This window comes from Veillonella sp. CHU110, from assembly GCF_003992255.1.
In the GTDB taxonomy this organism is placed as follows: Bacteria; Bacillota; Negativicutes; order Veillonellales; family Veillonellaceae; genus F0422.
Window position 1 is genome coordinate 1 of record NZ_RQVA01000004.1, and the last position, 22,822, is coordinate 22,822.

21 protein-coding genes and 1 riboswitch are annotated in these 22,822 nt (G+C 37.5%); of the genes, 19 read left to right on the forward strand and 2 right to left on the reverse strand.

What is annotated here, in order from left to right; translation table 11 throughout:
• Positions 1–175 precede the first annotated feature (175 nt).
• A riboswitch (FMN riboswitch) is annotated at positions 176–306 on the forward strand.
• 95 nt (positions 307–401) lie between these two features.
• From ribD to EO122_RS02415, 12 genes are all read left to right on the forward strand, one after another.
• Positions 402–1,532 (forward strand): bifunctional diaminohydroxyphosphoribosylaminopyrimidine deaminase/5-amino-6-(5-phosphoribosylamino)uracil reductase RibD, encoded by a 1,131-nt coding sequence (gene ribD, locus EO122_RS02360; RefSeq protein WP_164725941.1) that lies wholly within the window; start codon positions 402–404, stop codon positions 1,530–1,532.
• A 22-nt stretch (positions 1,533–1,554) separates the two neighbouring features.
• The gene (gene ribE / locus EO122_RS02365) at positions 1,555–2,166 is read left to right on the forward strand and encodes a riboflavin synthase (RefSeq protein ID WP_240632634.1); all 612 of its coding nucleotides are present in this window, start codon (positions 1,555–1,557) and stop codon (positions 2,164–2,166) included.
• Between the two features lie 14 nt (positions 2,167–2,180).
• On the forward strand, positions 2,181–3,377 hold the full coding sequence (locus tag EO122_RS02370) for a bifunctional 3,4-dihydroxy-2-butanone-4-phosphate synthase/GTP cyclohydrolase II (protein WP_127009213.1): 1,197 nt from the start codon (positions 2,181–2,183) through the stop codon (positions 3,375–3,377).
• An 89-nt stretch (positions 3,378–3,466) separates the two neighbouring features.
• Positions 3,467–3,925: a 6,7-dimethyl-8-ribityllumazine synthase gene (gene ribE, locus EO122_RS02375; RefSeq protein ID WP_009353515.1), complete on the forward strand. Its 459-nt coding sequence runs from the start codon at positions 3,467–3,469 to the stop codon at positions 3,923–3,925.
• Positions 3,926–3,939: 14 nt separating this feature from the next.
• A complete protein-coding gene (gene hslO / locus EO122_RS02380; RefSeq protein WP_127009214.1) occupies positions 3,940–4,812 on the forward strand; it encodes an Hsp33 family molecular chaperone HslO in 873 nt (290 codons plus the stop codon).
• A 29-nt stretch (positions 4,813–4,841) separates the two neighbouring features.
• Complete coding sequence (mtnA, locus tag EO122_RS02385; RefSeq protein WP_127009215.1) at positions 4,842–5,894, forward strand: S-methyl-5-thioribose-1-phosphate isomerase; 1,053 nt, start codon at positions 4,842–4,844, stop codon at positions 5,892–5,894.
• A 9-nt stretch (positions 5,895–5,903) separates the two neighbouring features.
• Entirely contained in the window at positions 5,904–7,181 is a 1,278-nt protein-coding gene (locus EO122_RS02390; protein ID WP_127009216.1) for an amidohydrolase, read from the forward strand.
• A 297-nt stretch (positions 7,182–7,478) separates the two neighbouring features.
• Positions 7,479–8,429, forward strand: a complete 951-nt coding sequence (locus EO122_RS02395; RefSeq protein WP_164725931.1) for an ABC transporter substrate-binding protein — start codon at positions 7,479–7,481, stop codon at positions 8,427–8,429.
• Positions 8,430–8,450: 21 nt separating this feature from the next.
• The gene (locus EO122_RS02400) at positions 8,451–10,598 is read left to right on the forward strand and encodes a TonB-dependent siderophore receptor (protein ID WP_127009218.1); all 2,148 of its coding nucleotides are present in this window, start codon (positions 8,451–8,453) and stop codon (positions 10,596–10,598) included.
• 124 nt (positions 10,599–10,722) lie between these two features.
• Positions 10,723–10,902 (forward strand): 30S ribosomal protein S21, encoded by a 180-nt coding sequence (rpsU, locus tag EO122_RS02405; protein WP_009353131.1) that lies wholly within the window; start codon positions 10,723–10,725, stop codon positions 10,900–10,902.
• A 20-nt stretch (positions 10,903–10,922) separates the two neighbouring features.
• Positions 10,923–11,375 carry a GatB/YqeY domain-containing protein gene (locus tag EO122_RS02410; RefSeq protein WP_062402848.1) on the forward strand — a complete coding sequence of 151 codons (453 nt, stop codon included), beginning with the start codon at positions 10,923–10,925 and terminating at the stop codon, positions 11,373–11,375.
• A 119-nt stretch (positions 11,376–11,494) separates the two neighbouring features.
• Complete coding sequence (locus EO122_RS02415; protein WP_127009219.1) at positions 11,495–13,390, forward strand: glutamine synthetase; 1,896 nt, start codon at positions 11,495–11,497, stop codon at positions 13,388–13,390.
• Positions 13,391–13,638: 248 nt separating this feature from the next.
• Here EO122_RS02415 and EO122_RS02420 read toward each other — a convergent pair whose 3' ends face one another.
• Positions 13,639–14,058, reverse strand: a complete 420-nt coding sequence (locus EO122_RS02420) for a phosphate-starvation-inducible protein PsiE (RefSeq protein ID WP_164725932.1) — start codon at positions 14,056–14,058, stop codon at positions 13,639–13,641.
• A 69-nt stretch (positions 14,059–14,127) separates the two neighbouring features.
• On the reverse strand, positions 14,128–14,643 hold the full coding sequence (gene tpx, locus EO122_RS02425; protein WP_127009220.1) for a thiol peroxidase: 516 nt from the start codon (positions 14,641–14,643) through the stop codon (positions 14,128–14,130).
• A 122-nt stretch (positions 14,644–14,765) separates the two neighbouring features.
• Here tpx and EO122_RS02430 point away from each other — a divergent pair, with 122 nt between their 5' ends.
• From EO122_RS02430 to EO122_RS02460, 7 genes are all read left to right on the forward strand, one after another.
• The gene (locus EO122_RS02430) at positions 14,766–16,502 is read left to right on the forward strand and encodes an ABC transporter ATP-binding protein (RefSeq protein WP_127009221.1); all 1,737 of its coding nucleotides are present in this window, start codon (positions 14,766–14,768) and stop codon (positions 16,500–16,502) included.
• Positions 16,492–18,225: an ABC transporter ATP-binding protein gene (locus tag EO122_RS02435; RefSeq protein ID WP_127009222.1), complete on the forward strand. Its 1,734-nt coding sequence runs from the start codon at positions 16,492–16,494 to the stop codon at positions 18,223–18,225. Before EO122_RS02430 ends, EO122_RS02435 begins: the two co-directional genes overlap by 11 nt.
• A gap of 102 nt (positions 18,226–18,327) precedes the next feature.
• Positions 18,328–19,134, forward strand: a complete 807-nt coding sequence (locus EO122_RS02440; protein WP_127009223.1) for an RNA methyltransferase — start codon at positions 18,328–18,330, stop codon at positions 19,132–19,134.
• Positions 19,135–19,190: 56 nt separating this feature from the next.
• Positions 19,191–20,057: a ChbG/HpnK family deacetylase gene (locus tag EO122_RS02445; RefSeq protein ID WP_127009224.1), complete on the forward strand. Its 867-nt coding sequence runs from the start codon at positions 19,191–19,193 to the stop codon at positions 20,055–20,057.
• On the forward strand, positions 20,054–21,052 hold the full coding sequence (locus EO122_RS02450) for a flippase-like domain-containing protein (RefSeq protein ID WP_127009225.1): 999 nt from the start codon (positions 20,054–20,056) through the stop codon (positions 21,050–21,052). Before EO122_RS02445 ends, EO122_RS02450 begins: the two co-directional genes overlap by 4 nt.
• Before the next feature lie 2 nt (positions 21,053–21,054).
• Positions 21,055–21,507: an ACT domain-containing protein gene (locus EO122_RS02455; RefSeq protein WP_126937264.1), complete on the forward strand. Its 453-nt coding sequence runs from the start codon at positions 21,055–21,057 to the stop codon at positions 21,505–21,507.
• Positions 21,508–21,525: 18 nt separating this feature from the next.
• On the forward strand, positions 21,526–22,818 hold the full coding sequence (locus EO122_RS02460) for a homoserine dehydrogenase (protein WP_127009226.1): 1,293 nt from the start codon (positions 21,526–21,528) through the stop codon (positions 22,816–22,818).
• Positions 22,819–22,822 lie beyond the last annotated feature (4 nt).

Below are 22,822 nucleotides of genomic sequence, written 5' to 3' on the forward strand. Positions count from 1 at the left end.
ACCCAATGAATATATAGCAGAGTACTTCTTAAATAAACTTTTAGGAGGTTGTGTCACAAATGTTTGACTACCGTAGAGTGATATAGTTACTCTGAATGGCAACGTTCATTGCTATATCAAGCAATGTATGATACAATAAACTCATCTTATAAAGATAAGAACAACAATCAAATACACGAGTCTTTGAGGCAAGGTGCGAGGGAAACCTCAATTCCTGACCGGCGGTATAATAGTCCGCAAGCTCTTAGGAGCAGATCCGGTGGTATTCCGGAACCGACAGTAAAGTCTGGATGGGAAAAGACAGTATATTGGTAGCTATATATAAGCTATCAAATAATTGGAATGCTAAAGGGACTATGTAGATAGTCCCTTTTTTGTGTAGAGGTGAGCCGATGACACACATGACAACTGATGAAAAATATATGGCAAAAGCTATTGAATTAGCTGAAAAAGCAAGAGGATGTACTTCACCGAACCCTATGGTAGGTGCGATTATCGTAAAAGATGGTCGCATTATAGGTGAAGGATATCATCAAAAAGCGGGTGAACCCCATGCGGAGGTGTATGCCTTACATCAAGCAGGTATGGATGCTAAAGGTGCGACCTTATATGTTACGTTAGAGCCATGCTCGCATTATGGTAAGACGCCTCCATGTGCCAAACGAGTAATCGCAGCAGGTATTTCTCGTGTCGTAATAGGTATGATTGATCCAAACCCATTGGTAGCTGGAAAAGGATTACAAATGTTACAAGAAGCAGGTATTTCTGTGGAGGTTGGTGTTTTAGAACGGCAATGTGTAGAAATGAATGAAGCTTTCATTACCTACATCAAAACAGGAAAGCCCTTTGTAATTTTAAAATCTGCTATGTCTATGGATGGAAAAATAGCTACTGCTAGCGGAGAGTCAAAATGGATTACAAATGAAGAGGCTCGTATTGATGGCCATCGTATACGAAAAGAAGTAGATGGCATGTTAGTAGGTGTCGGAACAATTATGGCGGACAATCCATTGTTGAGCTGTCGCTTACCACAAGAAACTGTAGATAATCAACCGCATTTGTATATCTTAGATTCCCAAGGGCGAACGCCATTAGATGCTACGATTTGGACTGTACCGAATCGTTCAATTACTATATTTGTAGGTGAAGATTGTGGGTTAGAGCAAATGGGTGCCTTTAGTGACAAAGGTGCGGAAGTGATTGTGACACCATCTAATGAACGAGGCTTAGATATTTCTTTTATATTGGAGGAATTAGGCGCTCGTCAATGTATGAGTATTCTCATTGAGGGCGGTAGTCAAGTCATGGCTAGCTTTGTGGAAACGAAGTCTTTTGATAAATTGGTAACCTATATTGGTAACCGCATTATCGGTGGCATAGGTGCCACGCCTGCAGTAGGTGGACTAGGGTTTTCCAGCTTAGCAGATGCTGTACAATTAGATATCCACGAAGTGATGTCTGTAGGGGATAATATGAAGGTCATTAGTTATCGAAAAGAAAGAGAAGGTGTCTATGTTTACGGGGATCATTGAGGAGATTGGCACGATACATAGTGTGAAGCGAACTCAGAATTCTCTTACATTAGAAATTTCAGGCACCCAGATTTTTGATGACTTGAAAATTGGTGATTCTGTAGCGGTGAATGGTGTATGTTTAACTGCAACGACTATAGGATCCGATCGTTTTACCGCTGATGTCATGCCAGAATCTGTAAAAATGACTACTTTATTGAATCTTTCAGCAGGCAGTCCAGTGAATTTGGAGCGGGCTATGGCTGCTAATGGTCGTTTTGGTGGTCACGTAGTAGCAGGACATGTAGATGGTCAGGGAAGTATTATAGGAAAAGACCATGTAGGTAATTCCATTGTATTCCGTATTACTACATCTTCTGATATTTTGCACTATATTATATATAAGGGATCTATCACAGTAGATGGAGCTAGTTTAACAGTATCAAAGGTAGGACAAGGATGGTTTGAAATTTCCATTATCCCTCATACAATTGGAAATACTATTTTACAATATGCTTCTATTGGTACAACAGTGAATTTAGAAACAGATATTTTTGGCCGTTATATTGAACATTTCATGAAAGATTCTTCTCAAGAATCTACTACACCTAGTAAGGTGACGATGGACACATTGTTGCGTAACGGCTTTTTATAGAAAGGATGATACTCATGTCCTATACATTAAACTCTATTGAGGAAGTAATTGAAGATTTAAAAGCAGGAAAACCTGTCATAATCGTTGATGATGAAAGCAGAGAAAACGAAGGTGATTTAGTCATTGCTGCTGAATTTGCTACTAGAGAAACGGTAAACTTCATTATTAAAGAAGCACGAGGATTACTTTGCACTCCTATGCTAGAAGCAGACTTGCTTCGTTTAGGCATTCCACAAATGGTTGAAAAGAATACAGATAATCATGAAACTGCGTTCACTGTATCTGTAGACCATGTAGATACGACTACTGGCATTTCTCCTGAAGAACGTGCTATAACGATGCAGAAGCTCATTGACCCTAATGCAAAACCAGAAGACTTTAGACGCCCTGGACATGTATTCCCGTTGCGTTATAAAGAAGGTGGCGTATTGGTTCGTCAAGGTCATACAGAAGCTTCTATTGACCTTTGTAAATTAGCCGGATTATATCCAGCAGCAGCGATTTGTGAAATTACAAATGATGAAGGCTATATGTCTCGTATGGATGATTTAGTGGCGTTTAGTAAGAAGCATAATTTAAAAATTGCTTCTGTGGAAGCCTTAGTGGAATATAGAAAACGTCATGACAAATTGGTGAGTATTGCTGCAGAAACTAAGTTACCTACCAAATTTGGTGAGTTCCGCATCATCGTTTTTAAAAATGAAGTGGATCACAAAGAACATCTGATGATTGTAAAAGGTGATGTGCGTGGAAAATCTGATGTGTTGATGCGTATTCATTCTGAGTGCTTAACAGGGGATGTATTTGGTTCTCATCGTTGTGACTGTGGGGAACAATTGGAAAATGCATTGCGCTCTATTGAAGAGCAAGGAGAAGGCATTGTTATATACATGCGTCAGGAAGGTCGTGGCATAGGTTTAACTAATAAAATCAAAGCTTACACATTGCAAGATCAAGGTTATGATACAGTGGAGGCTAACGTAAAGCTAGGGTTCCCTCCTGATATGCGTGAATATTCGTTGGCGGCACAAATGCTTCGTGAATTAGATGTGAAAAGTGTTAAGTTATTAACGAATAATCCTGAAAAGAAAGAGGATTTAGAACGTTGGGGTATTACTGTATCTAAGCGCGTTCCTATTGTGATTAAAGCCAATAGCATCAACGCTAAGTATTTGAGCACAAAGAAAGAAAAAATGCGTCATATGTTGTAATATTGTTTGAAATGCTATGTATGACTACTAGTATGATGAAACGTTTGATGCTATAGTTAACTATATTGAAATTAATAAGGAGATATACAATGATTCAAGAAGGTAAATTGATAGGTACTGGTAAAAAATTTGCTATTATCGGATCTCGTTTTAATGAGTTTATTACATCTAAATTAATTAGTGGTGCTAAAGATGCCTTGTTACGACATGATGTACAAGATAGTGATATTACTACAATCTGGGTACCAGGTGCATTTGAAATTCCTCTAATTGCTCAAAAAGCTGCAAAAAGTGGAAAATATGATGCTGTGATTTGTTTAGGTGCTGTTATCCGCGGAGCAACGACTCATTATGATTATGTATGCAATGAAGTAGCCAAAGGGATTGCACATGTATCTTTAGAATCTGGCGTACCTGTGATGTTTGGTGTAGTTACTACTGAAAATATTGAACAAGCTATTGAACGTGCTGGTACAAAAGCAGGCAATAAAGGTTTCGATTGCGCAATGGGGGCTATCGAAATGATCAATCTATTGGAGTCTATGTAGAAAGAAGGATATCCGTGGATTTTATTAAACGTTATACAACAGCAGAAGGACTTAGACTTTCCATTGCTGTTACAACAGATACAGTAGAAGAGGCGAGAGTTCGCCATGATTTATGGCCGGTGGCAACAGCGGCTCTTGGTCGTACTATGACGGGAGCTATGTTAATGGCCAGCGACTTTAAAAATGATGAGAATGTTAGCATTCGTTTGCGTGGTGATGGTCCGTTGGGGATTGTTCATGTAGATGCATTTAGTAATAATACAGTTCGTGGCTATGTAGATCATCCACATGTGGATGTACCATTGCAACGAGCAGGTAAATTAGATGTGGGGGCTGCTGTTGGACGCACTGGGGAAGTGCAAGTTACACGATTTACGAAGCTACGACAAAATTATACATCCCAAAGTCCAATTCAAACAGGCGAAGTAGCTGAAGACTTAGCTTATTATTTAGCGATGTCCGAGCAAGTGGGGTCCGTTTTAAGTTTAGGAGTCTTAGTAGATCCTGACTATCATACAGTTGTAGCTGGCGGATTCTTAATTCAAGCCTTACCAGATGTTACGAATGATGCTTTTGACATGATTGAAGCTAATTTGCAGACAATTGGTCCTATTACAAAATACTTAACAACACATCCTAATGCAGAGCAATTAATGGAGAGAATCCTTAAAGGGTTTACTGTACAGGAAGTGTATAGTGAAAGAGTACATTTTGAATGTCCATGTAGCCGAGATAGATTCTTCGATCGTCTAGCTAGTTTACCAATGCATGATAAAAAGGAGCTTGCTCAAGACGAGGTAACTGAATTAACATGTCATTATTGTAATGAAAAGTATCATTTTTCCAAAGAGGATATGCAAACATTATTGATTGAAGATGTGCATTAACAGAAATAATCTCTACGGAGGGAATAAGTATGAAAAGCATTGAATGGAATGGAACAGAAGTCATCATCTTAGACCAAACCAAATTACCTACATCTGTGGAATACTTACACTGTACAGATTGGCGACAGGTAGCAGAGGCTATTAAAATGCTCCGTGTTCGAGGTGCACCAGCGATTGGTGTATCCGCTGCCTATGGATTGATTTTAGCCTTCCGTGAAAGTTTTCATCGAGGTGGATCCAGTGTAGAAATTCTAACGGAGTTTAGAGCTTTTGCGGAAACCTTACGTCAAACTAGACCTACAGCCGTCAATCTGATGTGGGCTATTGACCGGATATTACGAGTGGTTGATACTTTTACAGGTCATATTAATGAGTTAGATGAAGTTCTTGTTAAAGAAGCGATTGCCATCGATACAGAAGATGTAGCCTTAAATGTGAGCATGGCAAAACATGGTGCTACTTTATTTCAGGATAAAGAAAACTATCGTATTTTGACTCATTGTAATGCAGGAGCCTTGGCTACTGCTGGCATTGGGACTGCCCTAGGAGTGATTCGAGAAGTACATGCACAAGGACGACTAGAGCGTGTGTATGCAGATGAAACACGACCACTATTACAAGGGTCTCGTCTGACTGCTTTTGAGTTGCATCAAGATGGTATTCCTGTCACATTACAGACGGATAATATGGCTGGTTATGCTATGCAACAAGGTTTGATTGACGCAGTTATCGTGGGTGCTGACCGAATTACGTTAGAAGGAGACGTGGCCAACAAAATTGGTACCTATAGTGTAGCTGTATTGGCAAAGCATCATAATATTCCTTTCTATGTAGCAGCACCATATAGCACATTTGACTTTTCTATGGAAACAGGGAACAATATTCCTATTGAAATGCGTAATCCTCAAGAAGTGCTACAATTTCAGGGAGTTCCTTCTGCACCACAAGGTATTGAAGTATTGAATCCTGCGTTTGATGTTACACCTCATGAACTAGTAACAGCTATCATCACAGAAGAAGGAGTATTACGACCTCCTTTCATAGATAGTATTCGTGGTTTACAAGAAAAGAAAATGAAATAGGAGTATAGCATGGTAGATTTAGTCATTACACATGTAGATGTGTTACAAGGAAATACGATTATAAGAGATACTGCCATTGTAATTGACAATGGATATATCAAAGATTTTGTACCTAATACAGACGTACCACAATCTAAAGAAGTCATTGATGGTAAAGGTATGTTAGCTACGCCAGGTATGGTGAATACACATACGCATATTGCAATGGGATTGTTGCGTAACTATGCTGATGATCTAGAATTAATGGACTGGTTACAAACTGCGATCTGGCCAGCAGAGGCAAAATTGAATGATCATTTAGCCTATTGGGGTACGCAATTAGGTATTGCAGAAATGTTCCGGTCTGGTACAACTTGCTTTAGCGATATGTATTTTTTTATGGATCAAACAGCAGAAGCAGTGAAAGAAACAGGTATCCGTGCCGTATTATCCCGCGGCATGGCAGGTGTAGCTCCTACGGCAGAACAAGCATTAGTAGAAAGTAAAGAATTGTTCTTAAACTATCATGGGTATAATCAGGGCCAAATTAAAGTAATGCTAGGACCTCATGCTCCTTATACGTGCCCAGATGACTACATAGAAAAAGTTGTGAACCTAGGCCAAGAGTTAGGGGCTCAAATTCATATGCACTTAAGTGAAACTAAGGGTGAAGTAGAGAACGTTATCAAAGCGACAGGTAAAACACCTATTGCTCATATGAATGATTTAGGCTTATTTGATTTAGGCTGTTTAGCAGCGCATTGTGTTCATGTCACTGATGAAGATATGGATATTATGAAAGAAAAATCAGTTCGTGTAGCACATAATCCACAATCAAATCTGAAATTAGCCAGTGGCATTGCACCAGTTCCAGAAATGCTTGCCAAAGGGATTGTGGTAGGTTTGGGGACAGATGGTTCAGCTAGTAACAACAATGCAGACATGCTAGAAGAAGTGCGCTTAGCGGCAATGTTGCATAAAGCGCGTTTATATGATCCATTGGCTATACCTGCTCAAACTGCATGGGAATTAGGAACTGTAATGGGGGCAAAAGCATTAGACTATGATGATCTTGGTGTATTAGAGGCTGAATATCGTGCTGATATCGTTCTCTATGATACATCAGGATTACATTGGCAACCTCGCTACAATGACGTAGCCTCCTTGGTATATGCTGCGAATGCATCTGATGCAACTACTGTTGTAGTAGGCGGCAAAGCGGTGATGAAGGATAAAGAATTATTGACGATTGATGAAGAAAAATTGCGCCATGAAATTAAAGTGGCACAAGCTATCTTTCAAGCGTAGTAGGAGTTAGTATAAGTTGATCCAGCTATTTATTGGGGATGCTCAGTGATATATCGTAGTTCCTGACTTATGGATTTAATGATTCCTTTCATAGTGTTGTTATAGCTATATCATTTATAAGCGAGGTCTAATAGGCCTCGCTTTTAATTGACAAAAGATTTCATTTATATTATGATAATCATATTGATTTAACATTTTGTAAATTTAAGTAACAAGTGAGCAAGTGCTCAATATATAGTATTCGGATAAGTTCCATTTTCCTTAGGGAAGATGGATTTTTTTGTTGGGAGGAAACCAATGCGACGGTGGAATACAGTAGCTTGTGTCTCTGTTTTATGTGGATTGCTAGTCGTATCAGGGTGCTCTTGGACTGGAGATACTCCAACAGCAGTAAGCCAAGAGGCATCTACGAGAACAGAAATTGACAAAACTGGAGCCTCAGTGGTTATGCCAACTCATCCTAAACGGGTAGTTATATTAAATACGGCTAATATTGATATGTATTTAGCGGTAGAAGGTACAATTGTAGGGCGTATGGATGCGGCGTCTCTCACAGGGGATTTACGTGAAAAGGTTAAGGATATTCCTTCAGTAGGGAATACATATAATCCAGATATAGAAAAGATTATTAGTCTCCATCCAGATTTGGTGATTGGTATGAATATAGCAAATCACATAAAACTTCGGGAGGCTTTAACATCAGCTAACATTCCTTTGTATATTAATGATTTAGATTCTTTTGAAGATGTCAATCGGTCCCTGCAACTATTCGGTGAGCTTACGAATCATCCAGATATAAGCAAGATACAAATAGAGAAAATCAATACTGTATTTGCAAACTATCAAGCGAAAATAAAGGATAAGCCACATCCTAAAACATTGTTATTACTGGGTACACCAGGTAACCTAAATGTAAGTACAGAACATTCATTTAGTGGAAAATTATTGGATACCTTAGGTGCTGATAATATTGGCAAATATATAGGAAGCGATGCATCGTATGTACCACTTAGTTTAGAATTTATTCAGGAACAAAATCCTGAGCGAATTATTTTTGTTGTTATGTATCCAGACCCATCGATTAAGGAATCCTTTTTGAAAGAGATGCAGTCGAATCCAGCATGGCAACATGTAAAAGCTGTAGAAATGGGACAGATCCACTATGTGCCGGGTGGTTTATTTGCATTGAATCCTGGCACAAGAATTACAAACACATTGGAATTAATGTATAACGCATTATATGAATAATCATAATGGAGGAGAAAGATTATGAATACACTTTTAAAGGCATCTCTATACGGAGCAATTTTCAGTAGTTTGTTGGCACCTGCTTACGTAGCACAAGCTATGGATAGTAACGATAACCATACAGTTGTAGTTACGGCCTCAAAGCGGGCAGAAACAATTAAAAATAGTTCTGCAGCTGTACAAGTTGTTACTCAAGAAGACATGAAACGCTTAGGTGCAGATAGTGTTCAGAGTGCATTACAATTGGTTGATAATATTAATTTATCAGAAGCAGGAATGACTGGTAATCAAGTGATGATTCGGGGGATGGAATCTCGACACTCTTTGGTTCTTGTGAATGGCCGTCGTTTGGCAGGTGAAGATGCATCCAATACGACAAACGTATATACATTAGGACGTATCAATTTAGATCAAGTAGATCGAATTGAAATTGTGCGTGGATCTTCCTCTGCATTGTATGGATCCGATGCAATTGGCGGTGTCATTAATATCATTACTAAACAGCCAACAAAAACTTCTCAAACAATCGGCATTTCAACAGGGACTAAACGTGAACAGGCGCATTATTCCTATGCTAGTGGTAATCAAGGCAATTGGAATGTGACTTTCAATGTGAATGCCACTAAAGAGCGTCCTATTAACCGCCATATGTCTGACAAGACGTTCAATGAAAGAACAAAACAATTAACTGGCTACACAGAAGGATATCGCCGTATTATGTACGGTGATAAACAATCCTACAACGGAAGTGTAGAATATAGTTTTAATAATAGTAATAATAATAAACTAAAGCTAGATGTAAGTTATTATAAAGAAAAGTTGCAAACAGATAATGCAAATCGCTATTCCACTGTATTCCACAAAAGTGGAATGGTCTTTGCAGCAGCTCCCAAAATGGTACCTGTCAATTTGAATAAAACAGAACGTTTTGATAATAAGAGTTTACAAACGGGTATTATTTACAGTGGTAAAACCAATAGAAACAATTATGAAATAGGAGCTTATTATAGTCAATTAGATAAAAATTATCTAATGACAGATGACCGTACTTTACCTGAAGGTGTTATCAATGTGATGATGCCAAGTAAACCACCAACACCACCAACATCATTGAAGTTTGATTATCAGTCCTTATATCCAGCTCATGATTATGATGCAGCAAAATATAAAACCTATGTGGTAGAGGGTAAAGATACGATGTATGTAGGAGACCACCACAATGTAACATTTGGTGGTGAATATCGTTATGTGTCATATGAAGGCACTCGCCTAGGCGGACTAGATGGACACGGAGCAAAACAAATCAAAGGATTCCACTATGATTCTTGGGCTGCCTATGGAGAAGATTTATGGGAAGTAAATAAAAAACTTTCCTTAACCCCTGCGATTCGCTATGAACACAATAGTCAATTTGGTGATAATGTGACACCTAAATTAGGGGCTGTCTATGCATTTGATGGTGATACACGCTTAAAAGTTAACTACGGTAAAGGGTATAAAGCACCAAGTATTTCTGAAATGTATTTGAATATGTTCCACACTACGCCTATTGGTGTATTAAACATTGTGGGGAATCCTAATTTACAACCAGAAACATCTACTTCCTTTGATGTATCTGTAGAAGCGGAACGTGGTCGTACATTTGGTAAAGCAAGTTACTACCATAGTCGTGTAATTAATCTGATTGATAGCCATAAGGTTGAGTCTAGCGTAGCTGGTGTATCACAACGTCATCAATACTACAATGTAGGTAAAGCAAAAATCCAAGGTTTAGAATTTAGTGTAGGTCATAAAGTATCTGACCGTATCACTGTAAAGGGAACTTATAATCATATTGATGCTAAGGATGTGACAACTGGTGAGCGTTTAGATAACCGTCCACGTTCAATAAGTACATTACAAATCATGTATGATGATCATCAACCAGATGGATACAGTGCTGTATTGTGGGATAGCTTTACACATAAATATAGCTTTACTGCAGCACAAGCTAGAGGCACTAGCATGCATAATGAATATTCCTTCAACACATTGAACTTCAGTGTGAACAAAAAATGGAATAATGGTCTTTCCGCATATGTAGGCATCGACAATCTATTGAATCGACAAGTTCCGGAGTTATACCTTGATGGTCGCATGTTCCGTATTGGTATGGAAATGAAATTGTAAGATGAATTCCTAGAAACTATAGGGGAGTAGGCTTGACAAATGAAGGTCTACTGCTTATAATATCTGTATGTGCGTATAAGAATTACCTGCACTTCCATTATACGTTTTGGAGGGGGGGATATAGATGTCAGAAATTAAAGTCGGTAAAAATGAATCGCTTGAAAGTGCACTTCGTCGTTTTAAACGCTCCTGCCAAAAAGCAGGTGTTTTATCTGAAGTACGCAAACGCGAACATTACGAAAAACCAAGCGTAAAAAGAAAGAAAAAATCTGAAGCAGCAAGAAAACGCAAATTCAAAGCGTAAGTCAATCTTGGAGGTACAACATGTCCTTAAAAGATCAGCTTAAGACAGATATGAAAGAAGCTATGAAAGCTCGCGAAGCTGGTAAAGTAGCTCTTTCAGTCATTCGCATGGTAAATAGCGCCATAAAAAATACAGAAATCGATAAGAAAATTGAATTAGAAGACTCAGATATTATCGCTATCTTAGCGAAAGAAATGAAAATTCGTCAAGATTCTTTAGCTGAGTTTGAGAAAGGTCATCGTGATGACTTAATTGCTCAAGTAAAAGCTGAGATGGAAGTATTAGCAAAATATTTGCCTGCCCAATTAAGTGAAGAAGAAATTCGTCATATTGTGGTAGAAGCGATTTCCACCCTAACTGCACCAATTAAGATGGGTGACCTTATGCCGTTGGTAATGCCAAAGACTAAGGGGTGTGCAGATGGCAAGTTAGTCAATGCCATTGTCAAAGAAGAACTTGCAAAAGTCAACTAATCTGTTGACAGACTTAATTGATTATGTTACTATAATCGCATAATATAATACTAAGTCAATGAGGACTCTAAGAAACATAGTTTCTTGGAGTCTTTTTGTTTATTATGAGGAGGTTTATTATGAGCAAAGAATTATTATATTACATTCCAGCAGGTCAATATGGTAAAGAAGGTGTTCTTGCCTTACTAGAGCAACATCCTGAAATTCGTTTCGTATCTTTAGTGGGTGTTGATTTGGCCGGTAACGATACAGATGAAAAAATTCCAATGGAACAATTCTTTGACGATTATGAATCCTTCTTTGAAGGTCGTGCGGTACAAACAGATGGGTCTTCCGTTGTGTTGACAAATATTGCCACATTAAATAATGCTCGTGTAGATATGTGGGGGGATCCAAGTGTTAACTGGTTTGTAGATTATAACTATGAACATATTGATGAAGAGACTGGTAAACCGACAGGTACACTTCGTATTCCAGCTTTCTTAAAACATTGTGATCGCTATGTAGACTCTCGCTCTATTTTAAAACGCAGTTGTGAATATGTTAAAGATGAATTGATGAAACTGTTACAAGCTAACCAAGTAAAAGGTATGGAATTCATCGATGCTAATGAAATTGCTGATGTGATTTTTACATCTGCTACAGAATTAGAGTTCTGGGTAAAAACTCCGTCTAAAAATGTAGATGCGAAAGCCTTATCTGTATCTCAAAAACTACAAGAGCAATACTGGCAACGTACACATGGTTCTGTTCGTACTGCATTAGAACAAGCAGTGTCCTTGTTGGATAAATATGGCTTACATGCAGAAATGGGACATAAAGAAGTAGGCGGTGTCAAAGCAAAACTTGACGATGAAGGTAATGTGGACTGGGTATTAGAACAATTAGAAATTGACTGGAAATACACAAATAATCCATTACAAACGGCAGATAATGAACTACAAGCTCGTATCATCGTTCGTGAAGTATTCCGTGAAAATGGTTTAGATGTAACATTCAATGCGAAACCAATTATCGGTGTAGCCGGTTCTGGAGAACATACACATTTCGGTGTAATGGTTAAAATGAAAAATGGAAAAGTATATAATTTGTTCTCTCCAGCTGATTTGCGAAAAGAACATGCCAGTCCATTAGCATATGGTGCGATTATGGGTCTTCTTAAACATTATGAAGCGATCAACCCGTTCATTTCCTCCACAACAGATTCCTTGAATCGCTTAAAACCAGGTTTTGAAGCACCAGTATGTATCGTTACATCCTTGGGTACAGATCCTGCGTTGCCAAGCCGTAACCGTACGATTCTTTGTGGTTTGATTCGCGATGTGGATACACCAATGGCAACTCGTTTTGAATTGCGTTCTCCAAACCCATATACCAATACATACACAGCATTAGCATTGATTTACTTATCTGCTTTCGATGGAATGAAATATGTTATCACATCTGGTAAAGCTCCTGAAGAAATTTTAGCAGAATTATCTAAAAAAGAAGGAGAAGCTGCTGATTACTTAGAAGCATCCCGTGAATATCGCTCTGAAGTTGACGTGTTTGATGACTTTACGGCAGAAGAACGAGATCGTAAGTTTGGTAAAGCACCAGCTACTGTTTGGGAAAATATTAAAGGATACACGAATCATCCAGAAAAAGTGGCTTCCTTAACATTAGGGGGAGCATTTGATAAAGACTTGATGGACTCTTTCATGGCAGGTGTATTAAATCGTTGGAAACTAGAATTAGCAAATCGTATTGTCCCTGCTAATATTCAATTAGTGCGTTCTTTACAAGCAGTTCATGATCCTGCAGATGCATTCGATAGTGCTAATTGGAATAAAGTAAACACATTGCGTTTATACCTAGCTAAAGATAGTGTGGATACTAAATCTTTATTCTCTCGAATTACAGAGTCTTTAGGTAATGGTGACTATGATACAGCATCTACTTTACAAGTAGAAATGAATGAAAAAGTAATTGAATTAGAAGTGTTATATGCAGAATATACTCGTAATATTCTATAATAGATATCTATAGAATATTATCTAATAGCATATTATACGTAACACGATTATTTTGGAGTTGCCTAGATTGAACAACTCTGTAAAAGAAGTGTTATGAGAATCTAATAGATTATAATTTTATTGATGAAAAAGGACTGAACACGAAATCGTGAACAGTCCTTTTTTTGATGCATAGATCATAGATTGCTAAGAAAATAAACATTCGATAGATATATAAAATTCTAGTTTGCATAGGATAGATTAAGAGCTTATAAGCGTTCACCACTGTTAGGTTCTTTACCATATCGAACCACTAAGACTAAACTGATGACTAAAGCTAAAATGGAAGATGACCATAGGAATAGGTCCATAGATGATTCATGGGACACAATGATCAACCGAATAATAGCAGTTATTCCAATATAAATAAAGTATCTCAGAGGGAAGTGGAAATTATTTTTAAAATACTTAACTACTAAGGATAAAAATTCAAAGAATAAAAAGAAGTTAATAATTTCTTCCATAAAAGTGGTGTAAGCTATATCTGTTGTAAACAAACCTGGTATTAATGTAACTATATAATAGGCTGTATTAAGGACAGCTACAGTTAATACAATACCGATAGCAAATAATGTACCATTCAGAACCCACTGAAAAAATGTGGATATGTTTTTTAGAATATGATTCATAGAGACCTTTCCAATAAAAAAGGGTGGAGTGACGAATCACTGCACCCTTATATAGTTAGTACGTAACGATTAAACTAATTCTTTTGTTGCTGCTTCAGCTGCATCAAAGTTAACAGCAGAAGTTACTTCTGGTACGTATTCTACATAGCGAACTACATCATCTTTGTCGATAACAACGATACCACGAGATAATAAGCGCAAGCCTTCAAGAATGAAGCCATAGTTTTCACCAAAAGAAAGATCGCGGTGATCGGATAATGTTTCTACTTGATCGATACCAGCAGCACCGCACCAACGTTTTTGAGCGAATGGTAAGTCTACAGATACAGTTAATACAACTACGTTTTCACCTAATTTGGAAACGTTTTGATTGAACCAACGAGTTTGTGCATCACATACACCAGTATCCAAAGATGGCACTACAGAGATAACTTTTACTTTACCTGCATAGTCAGCTAATGTTTTTTCACCTAATCCATTGTCTAACAATGTGAAAGCAGGAGCTTTGTCACCTACTTTAACTTCTTTACCCAATAAAGCGATTGGGTTACCTGCAAATGTTACTACACCTGTACGTTTTTCCATTGTATGTTCCTCCTTTAATTACGGAATAATATCTTTTGTATAATGACATTATAACATGGTACAATAAAATTAGTAAATAAACTTTATCGAAAAAAATCGAAATTAATATAAGTGAGGTAGTTATGAAGGGTATTCATTTGTTTCGCCACTTTTTCAAAGAGCATTCGTACAAATATATCGTGGGTATTATTTTATTATTAATCATTAACGGACTATTCTTATTAGTTCCTACTTGGATGGGGGAAGCTATCAATACATTATATGTGGGTAAAGATGGAATCTGGAACTATGTAGGATTATTCATTGCCCTAGGACTTGTTGTTACATTTCTAAAATATATTTCAAGACATATGCTGTTGGGATCTATTCGAAATTTTGAGTTTTATCTGCGAAGAGAATTATTTCACCATGCATTACGTATTCCAACTTCCTATTACGATGAGCATGGACCAGGAAAAGTAATGGCATTGATGACGAATGATGTTACATCTTTGCGAGTTTCTCTTGGCCTAGGGGTGATGTTATTTGTAGATGCTATCTTTTTTGGAGTCATTGCATTCTGTATATTAGTACAAAAAATGTCTTTATGGCTTGCTGTGGTAACGATTTTGCCGATGCCTTTCATTGTAGTTGGTATGTTGCAATTATCTAAACGGTTACGTAGATGTCAAAAAGAAGCACAATCCTCCTATAGTGATGTTACAGAATATGCACAAGAGCTGTTCTTAGGAATGGCTGTTATTCAAGCTTTCAATAAGGAGTACAGAAGTTGGAAACGATTCACTGCTGTGAATAAAATAAATTATAATAACAATTTGGAAGTGGTAAAGATAGATTCTTTATTAACTCCTTTAACTTATATGGCACCATTTGTTTGTTATGCCTTGAATATGTATGTGTGTGGGCAAGCTATTATTCAAGGTAATCTGACAGTTGGTGAATTTGTTGCATTAAATGGGTACGTCATGCTAGTGATAGGACCGATTATGGCGATTGGATCCTTGACGGCTGTGTTACAAAAAGGGATGGCTTCTTTGGAACGGATGGTAGATTTTTTTGATCTTCCCCAGGAAGAAGTGCAAACAGATGTCCAAACCTTAGGATTGGAAGATATTACTATAAAACACTTAGATTTTACGTATCCATCTAGTAAAGAACCTATTTTGAAGGATGTTACTATGCATATTCCTAAGGGCTCTTTTATCGGTATTGTCGGTGGGCCTGGATCGGGTAAGTCTACGTTGTTTAAACTCCTATTAGATATTCAACATGCTCCAAAAGGTTGTATATATTTTGGAGATATGGATATTCATGAGATTCCTGTAAGTACGTTGCGGCGCAGTATTGCCTATGCACCGGCTACGCCATCTTTGTTAAGTGTAAGCATACGTGACAATATTCAGTTTGGCTATAGTGATGAAAATAGGCATACTCTCTCTATTGAAGAGGCTGCAGAACGAGCTGGTTTATTCAGAGATTTAGAAGAGCGCATTGAGGGAGCACGTAAAGATGATAGTCTAGGAGAAGGTGGAAGTGATGTATCCGGTGGACAGCGCCAACGCATTTCTTTAGCAAGAGCCTTTTATAAAGAAGCTCCTTATACGTTATTAGATGATGCATTTTCCGCTTTAGATGCGCATAGTCTTTCACATATTTTAGAAACATTGCGTACACATAGGAATCAAACAATTCTTTGTATTTCACAGAGACTGGAAGCATTGAGAGATGCAGATTGTATTTATGTATTCCATGAAGGTCGTATTATAGAGTCAGGCACACATGATGAATTACTAGCTAAAGAGGGTATGTATCATCAATTAGCGATGCTACAACGACGAGGAGAAGGTCATGAAGAGTAAGAAGAAAACTGATTATCATGTGCTGTTACATCTCAGTACGTTTATGAAACCCTATGTTGGATATATGTGTCTTGGCGTTTGTATGCTCATTCTTGTATTAGGGGTACAACTTGTTCGACCGGTTATTATGAAAGAGTTTATAGATGTAGGTATAGCCACTAAAGACATGGGTCTCATTACGAACTATGCTGTTATATACATTGGTGTCATCCTATTTGGTATGGTTGCCTTAGGCATCGAAAACTATGCCTTACAAAGTTTTGGACAACGAATCATTTATGATATTCGAAATAAAATTTTTTCTAAAATATTGGCCATGGGACCTAGAGAATTTTCTTCCTATCCTGTAGGAAATCTAGTCACTCGTGTCACGAATGATACAGAGGCTATACGCACATTATATACTGAAGTATTAGTTAAAATTAGTAGTAGTATTTTTCAGATTATAGGCATATTAGTGTTTATGTTTTGGATTGATACAACATTAGCTTCGATTATACTATTGCTGATGCCAGTATTTACGGGGATTATATTTGTATATCGCAAATACGCTAGAAAAGCATTTCGTGGTGTACGTAGCAAAGTAGCTGCATCTAATGCATCGGTTCAGGAAATGCTGAATGCTATTTTGATGATTAAAACCTATGTGGGAGAAGTCATCATGGAAAAAAGTTACGATCGTGTGAGTCGTGAGTTTTTGCAGGCGGGTCTATTTGAAGTCAAAACATTTGCTATTTTTAGACCGATTGTGGATGGATTATTTTTTATTGCTTTGATTGCTATCTTTACAGTAACGGGATACTTTGATTCTATTACGGAAGCCGGTACTGTATTTGCTTTTTTACAATATATCAATCGTATCTTTGAGCCTATTAAAGAGATTGCAGAAAAATATGGTAATTTACAATCAGCTTTAGCAGGAGCTGAACGTATTATTCCGATGTTAGAAGAAGGTAAGGGTAGTGTTGAGGCGACAATTTCTATTCCCTCTGAATTTGATACCATACGATCTATCGAGTTTGACCATGTGTATTTTTCCTATGATGGATCTGATAACTATGTGCTAAGAGATATTACTTGGTCACTGCAAGAAGGTGAGTTCTTAGGTATTGCCGGTCCATCAGGTGGTGGTAAATCTACGATGATGCAATTGTTATTAGGGTTTGAAACGCCCACCAAGGGGACAATTCGTATCAATGGAAAAGATGTACAGGACATGGATCTAAGGATGATTCGCCAGTCCATTGGATATGTATTTCAAGATTCTCATTTATTTAAAGGGTCCATAAAAGATAATATTTCTTTATTTGATGATGCAGTTACTTTGGAGATGGTGCAAGCAGCTGCTGAAAAAGCACATTTACATGCATCCGTGCAGCGGTTAGAAGCAGGCTACGAAACGCCAGTAGGGTATCTAGGATCTTTACTTTCACAAGGGCAAAGGCAATTGTTATCGTTGGCTAGAACACTAGTACAAAATAAGTCGTTGCTAGTATTTGATGAAGCTACTTCGAATATAGACAGCCATACAGAAGAATTATTGCAGCAATCTATTGGAAATATTAAAGGGGAAAAAACTATGATTGCGATAGCGCATCGTTTATCTACATTGCGAGATGCTACTAAAATTATTGTCATCTCAGAGGGTGCCATTGTAGAATCTGGTACATTAGAGGAAGTATTAGAGAATAAAGGACTATTCTATTCTTTATGGAATGCATAGTCGTATATACTTAGTCGTCAGTAGAGATTTCATAGTATGTAAGACACACTATGGGAAATATTGATACATCATTGCTAGTATTACCACAATAGAAAGGTGCTTATGGAAGAAATTAGTTCAAGAGATAATAAAAAAATCAAACATATTTTGCAACTATATAAAAGAAAGTATAGAAATACACATAAGGAATTTGTAGCTGAAGGATTTCGTGCTGTTATGGACATGTTACCTACCGGAACAATCCGCTATGTCATTGTTAATACAGAAATAGTAAAAGAGGAACAGTTACAAACTCTGATTACATACTGTCATACCTATGATGTAGATGTATACTCTATATCTAGTAGCATATGGAAAAGTATTGAGTCAACAGTGCATGGGCAAGGTGTGTTGGCAGTTGCATGTCAAAAAAAAAGTAGGCTACATGATTTTAGTATAGCACCTGACGGACTGTATATCTTACTGGATGGCGTACAGGACCCAGGTAATTTAGGAACATTGATACGTACGGCTGTTGCAGCAGGTGTAGATGCTATGTTTTTAACGTCTCATACAGTAGATATCTATAATGAGAAGACTGTACGCAGTACTATGAGTGGGCTTTGCAAAATTCCTATTTACAATAATTTGGAGTTGCAAGATATACAGTCCTTACTAGCCAATACTTCAATGACGGTGTATGGAACAGTATTAGAAGATAGCATTAGTTATGGCGTTCCCGACTATGAAGGACCGACGATGATTGTATTGGGGAATGAAGCAAATGGCATTAGTAAAGAGCTATTACAATTAGTACAACAACGTATTTCCATTCCTATGTATGGTCCTATGGAATCGTTGAATGTTGCTATAGCTGGAGCTTTGTGCATGTATAAAGTACAAGAAGTAAAAAAATGTCTATCCAAATAGGTATGATTCTGGTAAAATAATACATATATCCATTTAGTGTGTACAGGAAGGTAACTATGAAACGTCTTATTGTTAATGCAGATGATTTTGGGCTACATCCCCTTATCAATGAAGGGATCCTTGAAAGTCATCAAAAAGGGATTGTTACTAGCACATCTTTGTTAGCTTCTGGTGAAGCATTTGATGATGCTATCATATTAGCAAAAGAAACAGAAACATTAGGAGTGGGCATCCATATTTGTCTTGTCGGTGGATTAGCGCCTGTAAGTGATCCAAAAGAAGTATCTAGCTTATTAGTGAATGGTAAGTTTCCAGAAACACATACTGAATTTATGAAACGCTTATTTACTGGAAAAATAAATGGTCAAGAATTGCGCAAAGAGATAGAAGCCCAGTTTAATAAAATTATGAGTACCGGTGTTCCTATTACACATATAGATGGACATCAGCACATGCATGTATTGCCACAAGTATTACCGATTGTAGCGGAACAGATGAAACGATATGGTATCAATAAGATACGTATGCCTGATGAAAGTCCATTTCTATGTAATGGAGTGAGGTCCATTGGTCGATGGATTGGAAAAGTAGGATTAACGACAATCACACAACAAGCCTATACAACGTCTCGAGATTTAGGCTTTTCGTCCCCTCTTTATTTCTGGGGAATGATGAATGGTGGCCAGTTACATGAGGATGCGTTGCTGGGAATTCTGTCCAAGGTTTCCAATAAACACGGTGTACATGAAATTATGACACATCCAGGAAAGGACAATAGAAGTCTTAATGCATTATATCCATGGGGCTACCATTGGGACGAAGAGCGATGGGCTATGACGTCATCAAGAGTGAGAGAATATCTATCTGCTAATGAGATCAGTCTCATTCATTACGGACAATGGAATGAAGGAGATCGTCCATGAATACGATGGCTAAAAGAGGTATATTCATTGGACTTTTGCTACTCATCGTTTCAGGAGCAACTATTTATTTCACCATTGATCTTGAGTCACTAGGTACATTGGGGACATTTAATCTTACCTCGTTAGCGTTAGCAGGACTTGTGTTAGTAATGGGAATGTACTTTGATGGGTTGCGTTTGCAACGATTAGTTCGAATGGGTGGATATACATTGCCATTAGTTGCTATTTTGCGGGTTATCTTTGGTAACTATTTTATGGCTATGTTGACCCCTGGTGCTAGTGGAGGTGCTGTAGCACAAGCTTTGATATTACGCTCTTATCAGGTGCCTATCGGAAAGGCAGCGCCTATTGTATTGGTAAGAACTGTATTTTCTATATTATTTCTTATTGTTATGTTGCCTATTATTTTACTTACAGATCCTATTGAAATCCCTTATATTACAAATACAGAATTACTTTGGGCTTCTGTGTTTGTAGTTATTTCAACATTTATGGGAATGTATCTGTTACAAACGCGTTTAATGAAACACCTTGTGGCATGGCTTTCAAAAGTCACAAAAAAAGGAAATGCCAAAGCATGGTTGCTAAAACTAGATGAATTTAATAGTGGGCTAAGCTTATTATATGCAAACCCTATTCAATCTTTGATTGTATTCGTTGAATCTGGTCTAAGTCTACTCTGTTTATATGCAATTGCACCGGCATTGATGTATGCATTTACTACAGATATAAGCATTGTTGAAATATTGAATCGAATGATTTTATTAAATTTAATTTTATATTTTGCTCCCACCCCAGGAGGCACTGGAGTAGCTGAAGGTCTATTTGTCTATTTATTTGCTGCTTTTTTACCTGTTGGTACTGTGGGGCTAGTTGCGGTGGCTTGGCGGATTGTTGCTGAATACATTCCATTCTTTATTGGCATGTATTCCGTATTTACCTTATATGGTCAACATATTGCAAGTTCCGTGTCCACAAGTAGTGAAGAGGTATAGTTATGGCTGCAAAAGGAAAAAAAGACAAATTTTATTTAGTGAACGAAGTGATTTTACCAGAGGCAATTAAAAAGACGATTAAAGTAAAATCTATTCTTCAATTAGGAGAAGCAAAAACGATTAATGAAGCTGTTGAAAAAATGGATTTAAGTCGTTCTGCCTATTATAAATATAAAGATTATGTATTTCCTTTTTATGAGCTTTCACAGGGGAAAATTGTGTCCATTAATGCATTAATTTCAAATGAATCTGGCATGCTGTCCAATATATTGCGAATCATTGCTGATCATAATGGAAGTGTATTAACAATCAATCAAAATTTACCATTACAAGGTGTGGCTCATGTGAATATTTCTTTTGAAACAAAGGAATTGACGTTACCAGTAGAAGATGTATTGCACGAAGTTAGACAATTAGACGGAGTTATAAAGGTAGAGCTAATTGGTCAGGCCTAGTGTTCAAGGAGATAAAGAATGAAGCAAGGCGTAAAGATTGCCCTATTGGGTTTTGGTACAGTTGGTCAAGGTACTGTTGAATTGTTGACCACAAATTTGGAAGTGATTCAACATCGCATCAATGTTCCAGTCATTGTGGACAAGATTTATGTTAGAAATCCAGATAAATATAGTCATGTAACATTGCCTAGTACAGCAAGTTTTGTGACAGATTATAAAGAAATTTTGCAAGATCCATCTATAGATATTGTGGTGGAAGTAATGGGGGGCACAATCTTTGCTCGTACTTGTATTGAAGAGGCTATTATTGCTGGTAAGAATATTGTGACTGCGAACAAAGATTTATTAGCAGAAGCTGGCCCATACTTGATGGAATTAGCTAGTAAACATCAGGTAGATTTACGCTTTGAAGCTAGTGTAGCGGGAGCTATACCAGTGATTCGTGCTTTATATGATTCATTTGGAAGCAATCAAGTTTCTGAAATTATGGGTATTCTAAATGGTACCACAAACTTTATTTTATCCAAGATGAGCGAAGATGGATTAGGGTATGAGGAAGTACTGAAAGAAGCACAAGAGCTTGGATATGCAGAAGCAGATCCTACATCTGATGTAGAGGGCTATGATGCAGCTCGTAAATTGGCTATTTTAGGCTCCATAGCATTTAATAAACGTATCTTTTTTGAAGATGTAAGCTGTGAAGGCATCACAAAGATTGATGCCAGTGATATTCAGTTTGGTAAAGAATTTGGCTATACAATTAAACTATTGGGTATTGCGAGAGAAACTAAAAAAGGCCTGTCTTTAAATGTACATCCTGCATTCATTGAAAATACGCATCCATTGGCTTCTGTACGTGGATCTTTTAACGCGGTCTTCTTGCGAGGCAATGGATTTGATGATGCCATGTTCTATGGTCGTGGAGCAGGTAGCCTTCCGACAGGGAGTGCCATTGTCAGTGATGTTATGGAAGTAGCTCGTAATGTAGCTCAAGGCAAAACAGGGGAAATGAGACAATTCTATTACCCACAAAAAACAATGTATAATTCTAGTAAAATTGAGTCTGCCTATTATATTCGTATGACAGTAGATAATTCTACGGGAGTGTTGGCTAAGGTAGCTACTAAACTTGCGGAACAACGTATCTCGGCGCATTCTGTAATTCAACGAAAAGCTGATAATGATACAGCTACATTAGCAATTATTACTTCTAAGTGTCCACATGCATATATACAAAATCTAATCGATTCGTTCAATCATTTACGGGTAGTAAGAGAAGTAGGTAGTGTTATCCGCATCATGGTAGAATAAGGAG

Excerpts from the sequence above, each read along its gene's own strand:
- ribD (WP_164725941.1), top strand. The coding sequence starts at position 402 with ATGACAACTGATGAAAAATATATGGCAAAAGCTATTGAATTAGCTGAA.
- EO122_RS02370 (WP_127009213.1), top strand. The coding sequence starts at position 2,181 with ATGTCCTATACATTAAACTCTATTGAGGAAGTAATTGAAGATTTAAAA.
- ribE (WP_009353515.1), top strand. The coding sequence starts at position 3,467 with ATGATTCAAGAAGGTAAATTGATAGGTACTGGTAAAAAATTTGCTATT.
- mtnA (WP_127009215.1), top strand. The coding sequence starts at position 4,842 with ATGAAAAGCATTGAATGGAATGGAACAGAAGTCATCATCTTAGACCAA.
- EO122_RS02390 (WP_127009216.1), top strand. The coding sequence starts at position 5,904 with ATGGTAGATTTAGTCATTACACATGTAGATGTGTTACAAGGAAATACG.
- EO122_RS02395 (WP_164725931.1), top strand. The coding sequence starts at position 7,479 with ATGCGACGGTGGAATACAGTAGCTTGTGTCTCTGTTTTATGTGGATTG.
- EO122_RS02400 (WP_127009218.1), top strand. The coding sequence starts at position 8,451 with ATGAATACACTTTTAAAGGCATCTCTATACGGAGCAATTTTCAGTAGT.
- rpsU (WP_009353131.1), top strand. The coding sequence starts at position 10,723 with ATGTCAGAAATTAAAGTCGGTAAAAATGAATCGCTTGAAAGTGCACTT.
- EO122_RS02410 (WP_062402848.1), top strand. The coding sequence starts at position 10,923 with ATGTCCTTAAAAGATCAGCTTAAGACAGATATGAAAGAAGCTATGAAA.
- EO122_RS02415 (WP_127009219.1), top strand. The coding sequence starts at position 11,495 with ATGAGCAAAGAATTATTATATTACATTCCAGCAGGTCAATATGGTAAA.
- EO122_RS02420 (WP_164725932.1), bottom strand. The coding sequence starts at position 14,058 with ATGAATCATATTCTAAAAAACATATCCACATTTTTTCAGTGGGTTCTG.
- tpx (WP_127009220.1), bottom strand. The coding sequence starts at position 14,643 with ATGGAAAAACGTACAGGTGTAGTAACATTTGCAGGTAACCCAATCGCT.
- EO122_RS02430 (WP_127009221.1), top strand. The coding sequence starts at position 14,766 with ATGAAGGGTATTCATTTGTTTCGCCACTTTTTCAAAGAGCATTCGTAC.
- EO122_RS02435 (WP_127009222.1), top strand. The coding sequence starts at position 16,492 with ATGAAGAGTAAGAAGAAAACTGATTATCATGTGCTGTTACATCTCAGT.
- EO122_RS02440 (WP_127009223.1), top strand. The coding sequence starts at position 18,328 with ATGGAAGAAATTAGTTCAAGAGATAATAAAAAAATCAAACATATTTTG.
- EO122_RS02445 (WP_127009224.1), top strand. The coding sequence starts at position 19,191 with ATGAAACGTCTTATTGTTAATGCAGATGATTTTGGGCTACATCCCCTT.
- EO122_RS02450 (WP_127009225.1), top strand. The coding sequence starts at position 20,054 with ATGAATACGATGGCTAAAAGAGGTATATTCATTGGACTTTTGCTACTC.
- EO122_RS02455 (WP_126937264.1), top strand. The coding sequence starts at position 21,055 with ATGGCTGCAAAAGGAAAAAAAGACAAATTTTATTTAGTGAACGAAGTG.
- EO122_RS02460 (WP_127009226.1), top strand. The coding sequence starts at position 21,526 with ATGAAGCAAGGCGTAAAGATTGCCCTATTGGGTTTTGGTACAGTTGGT.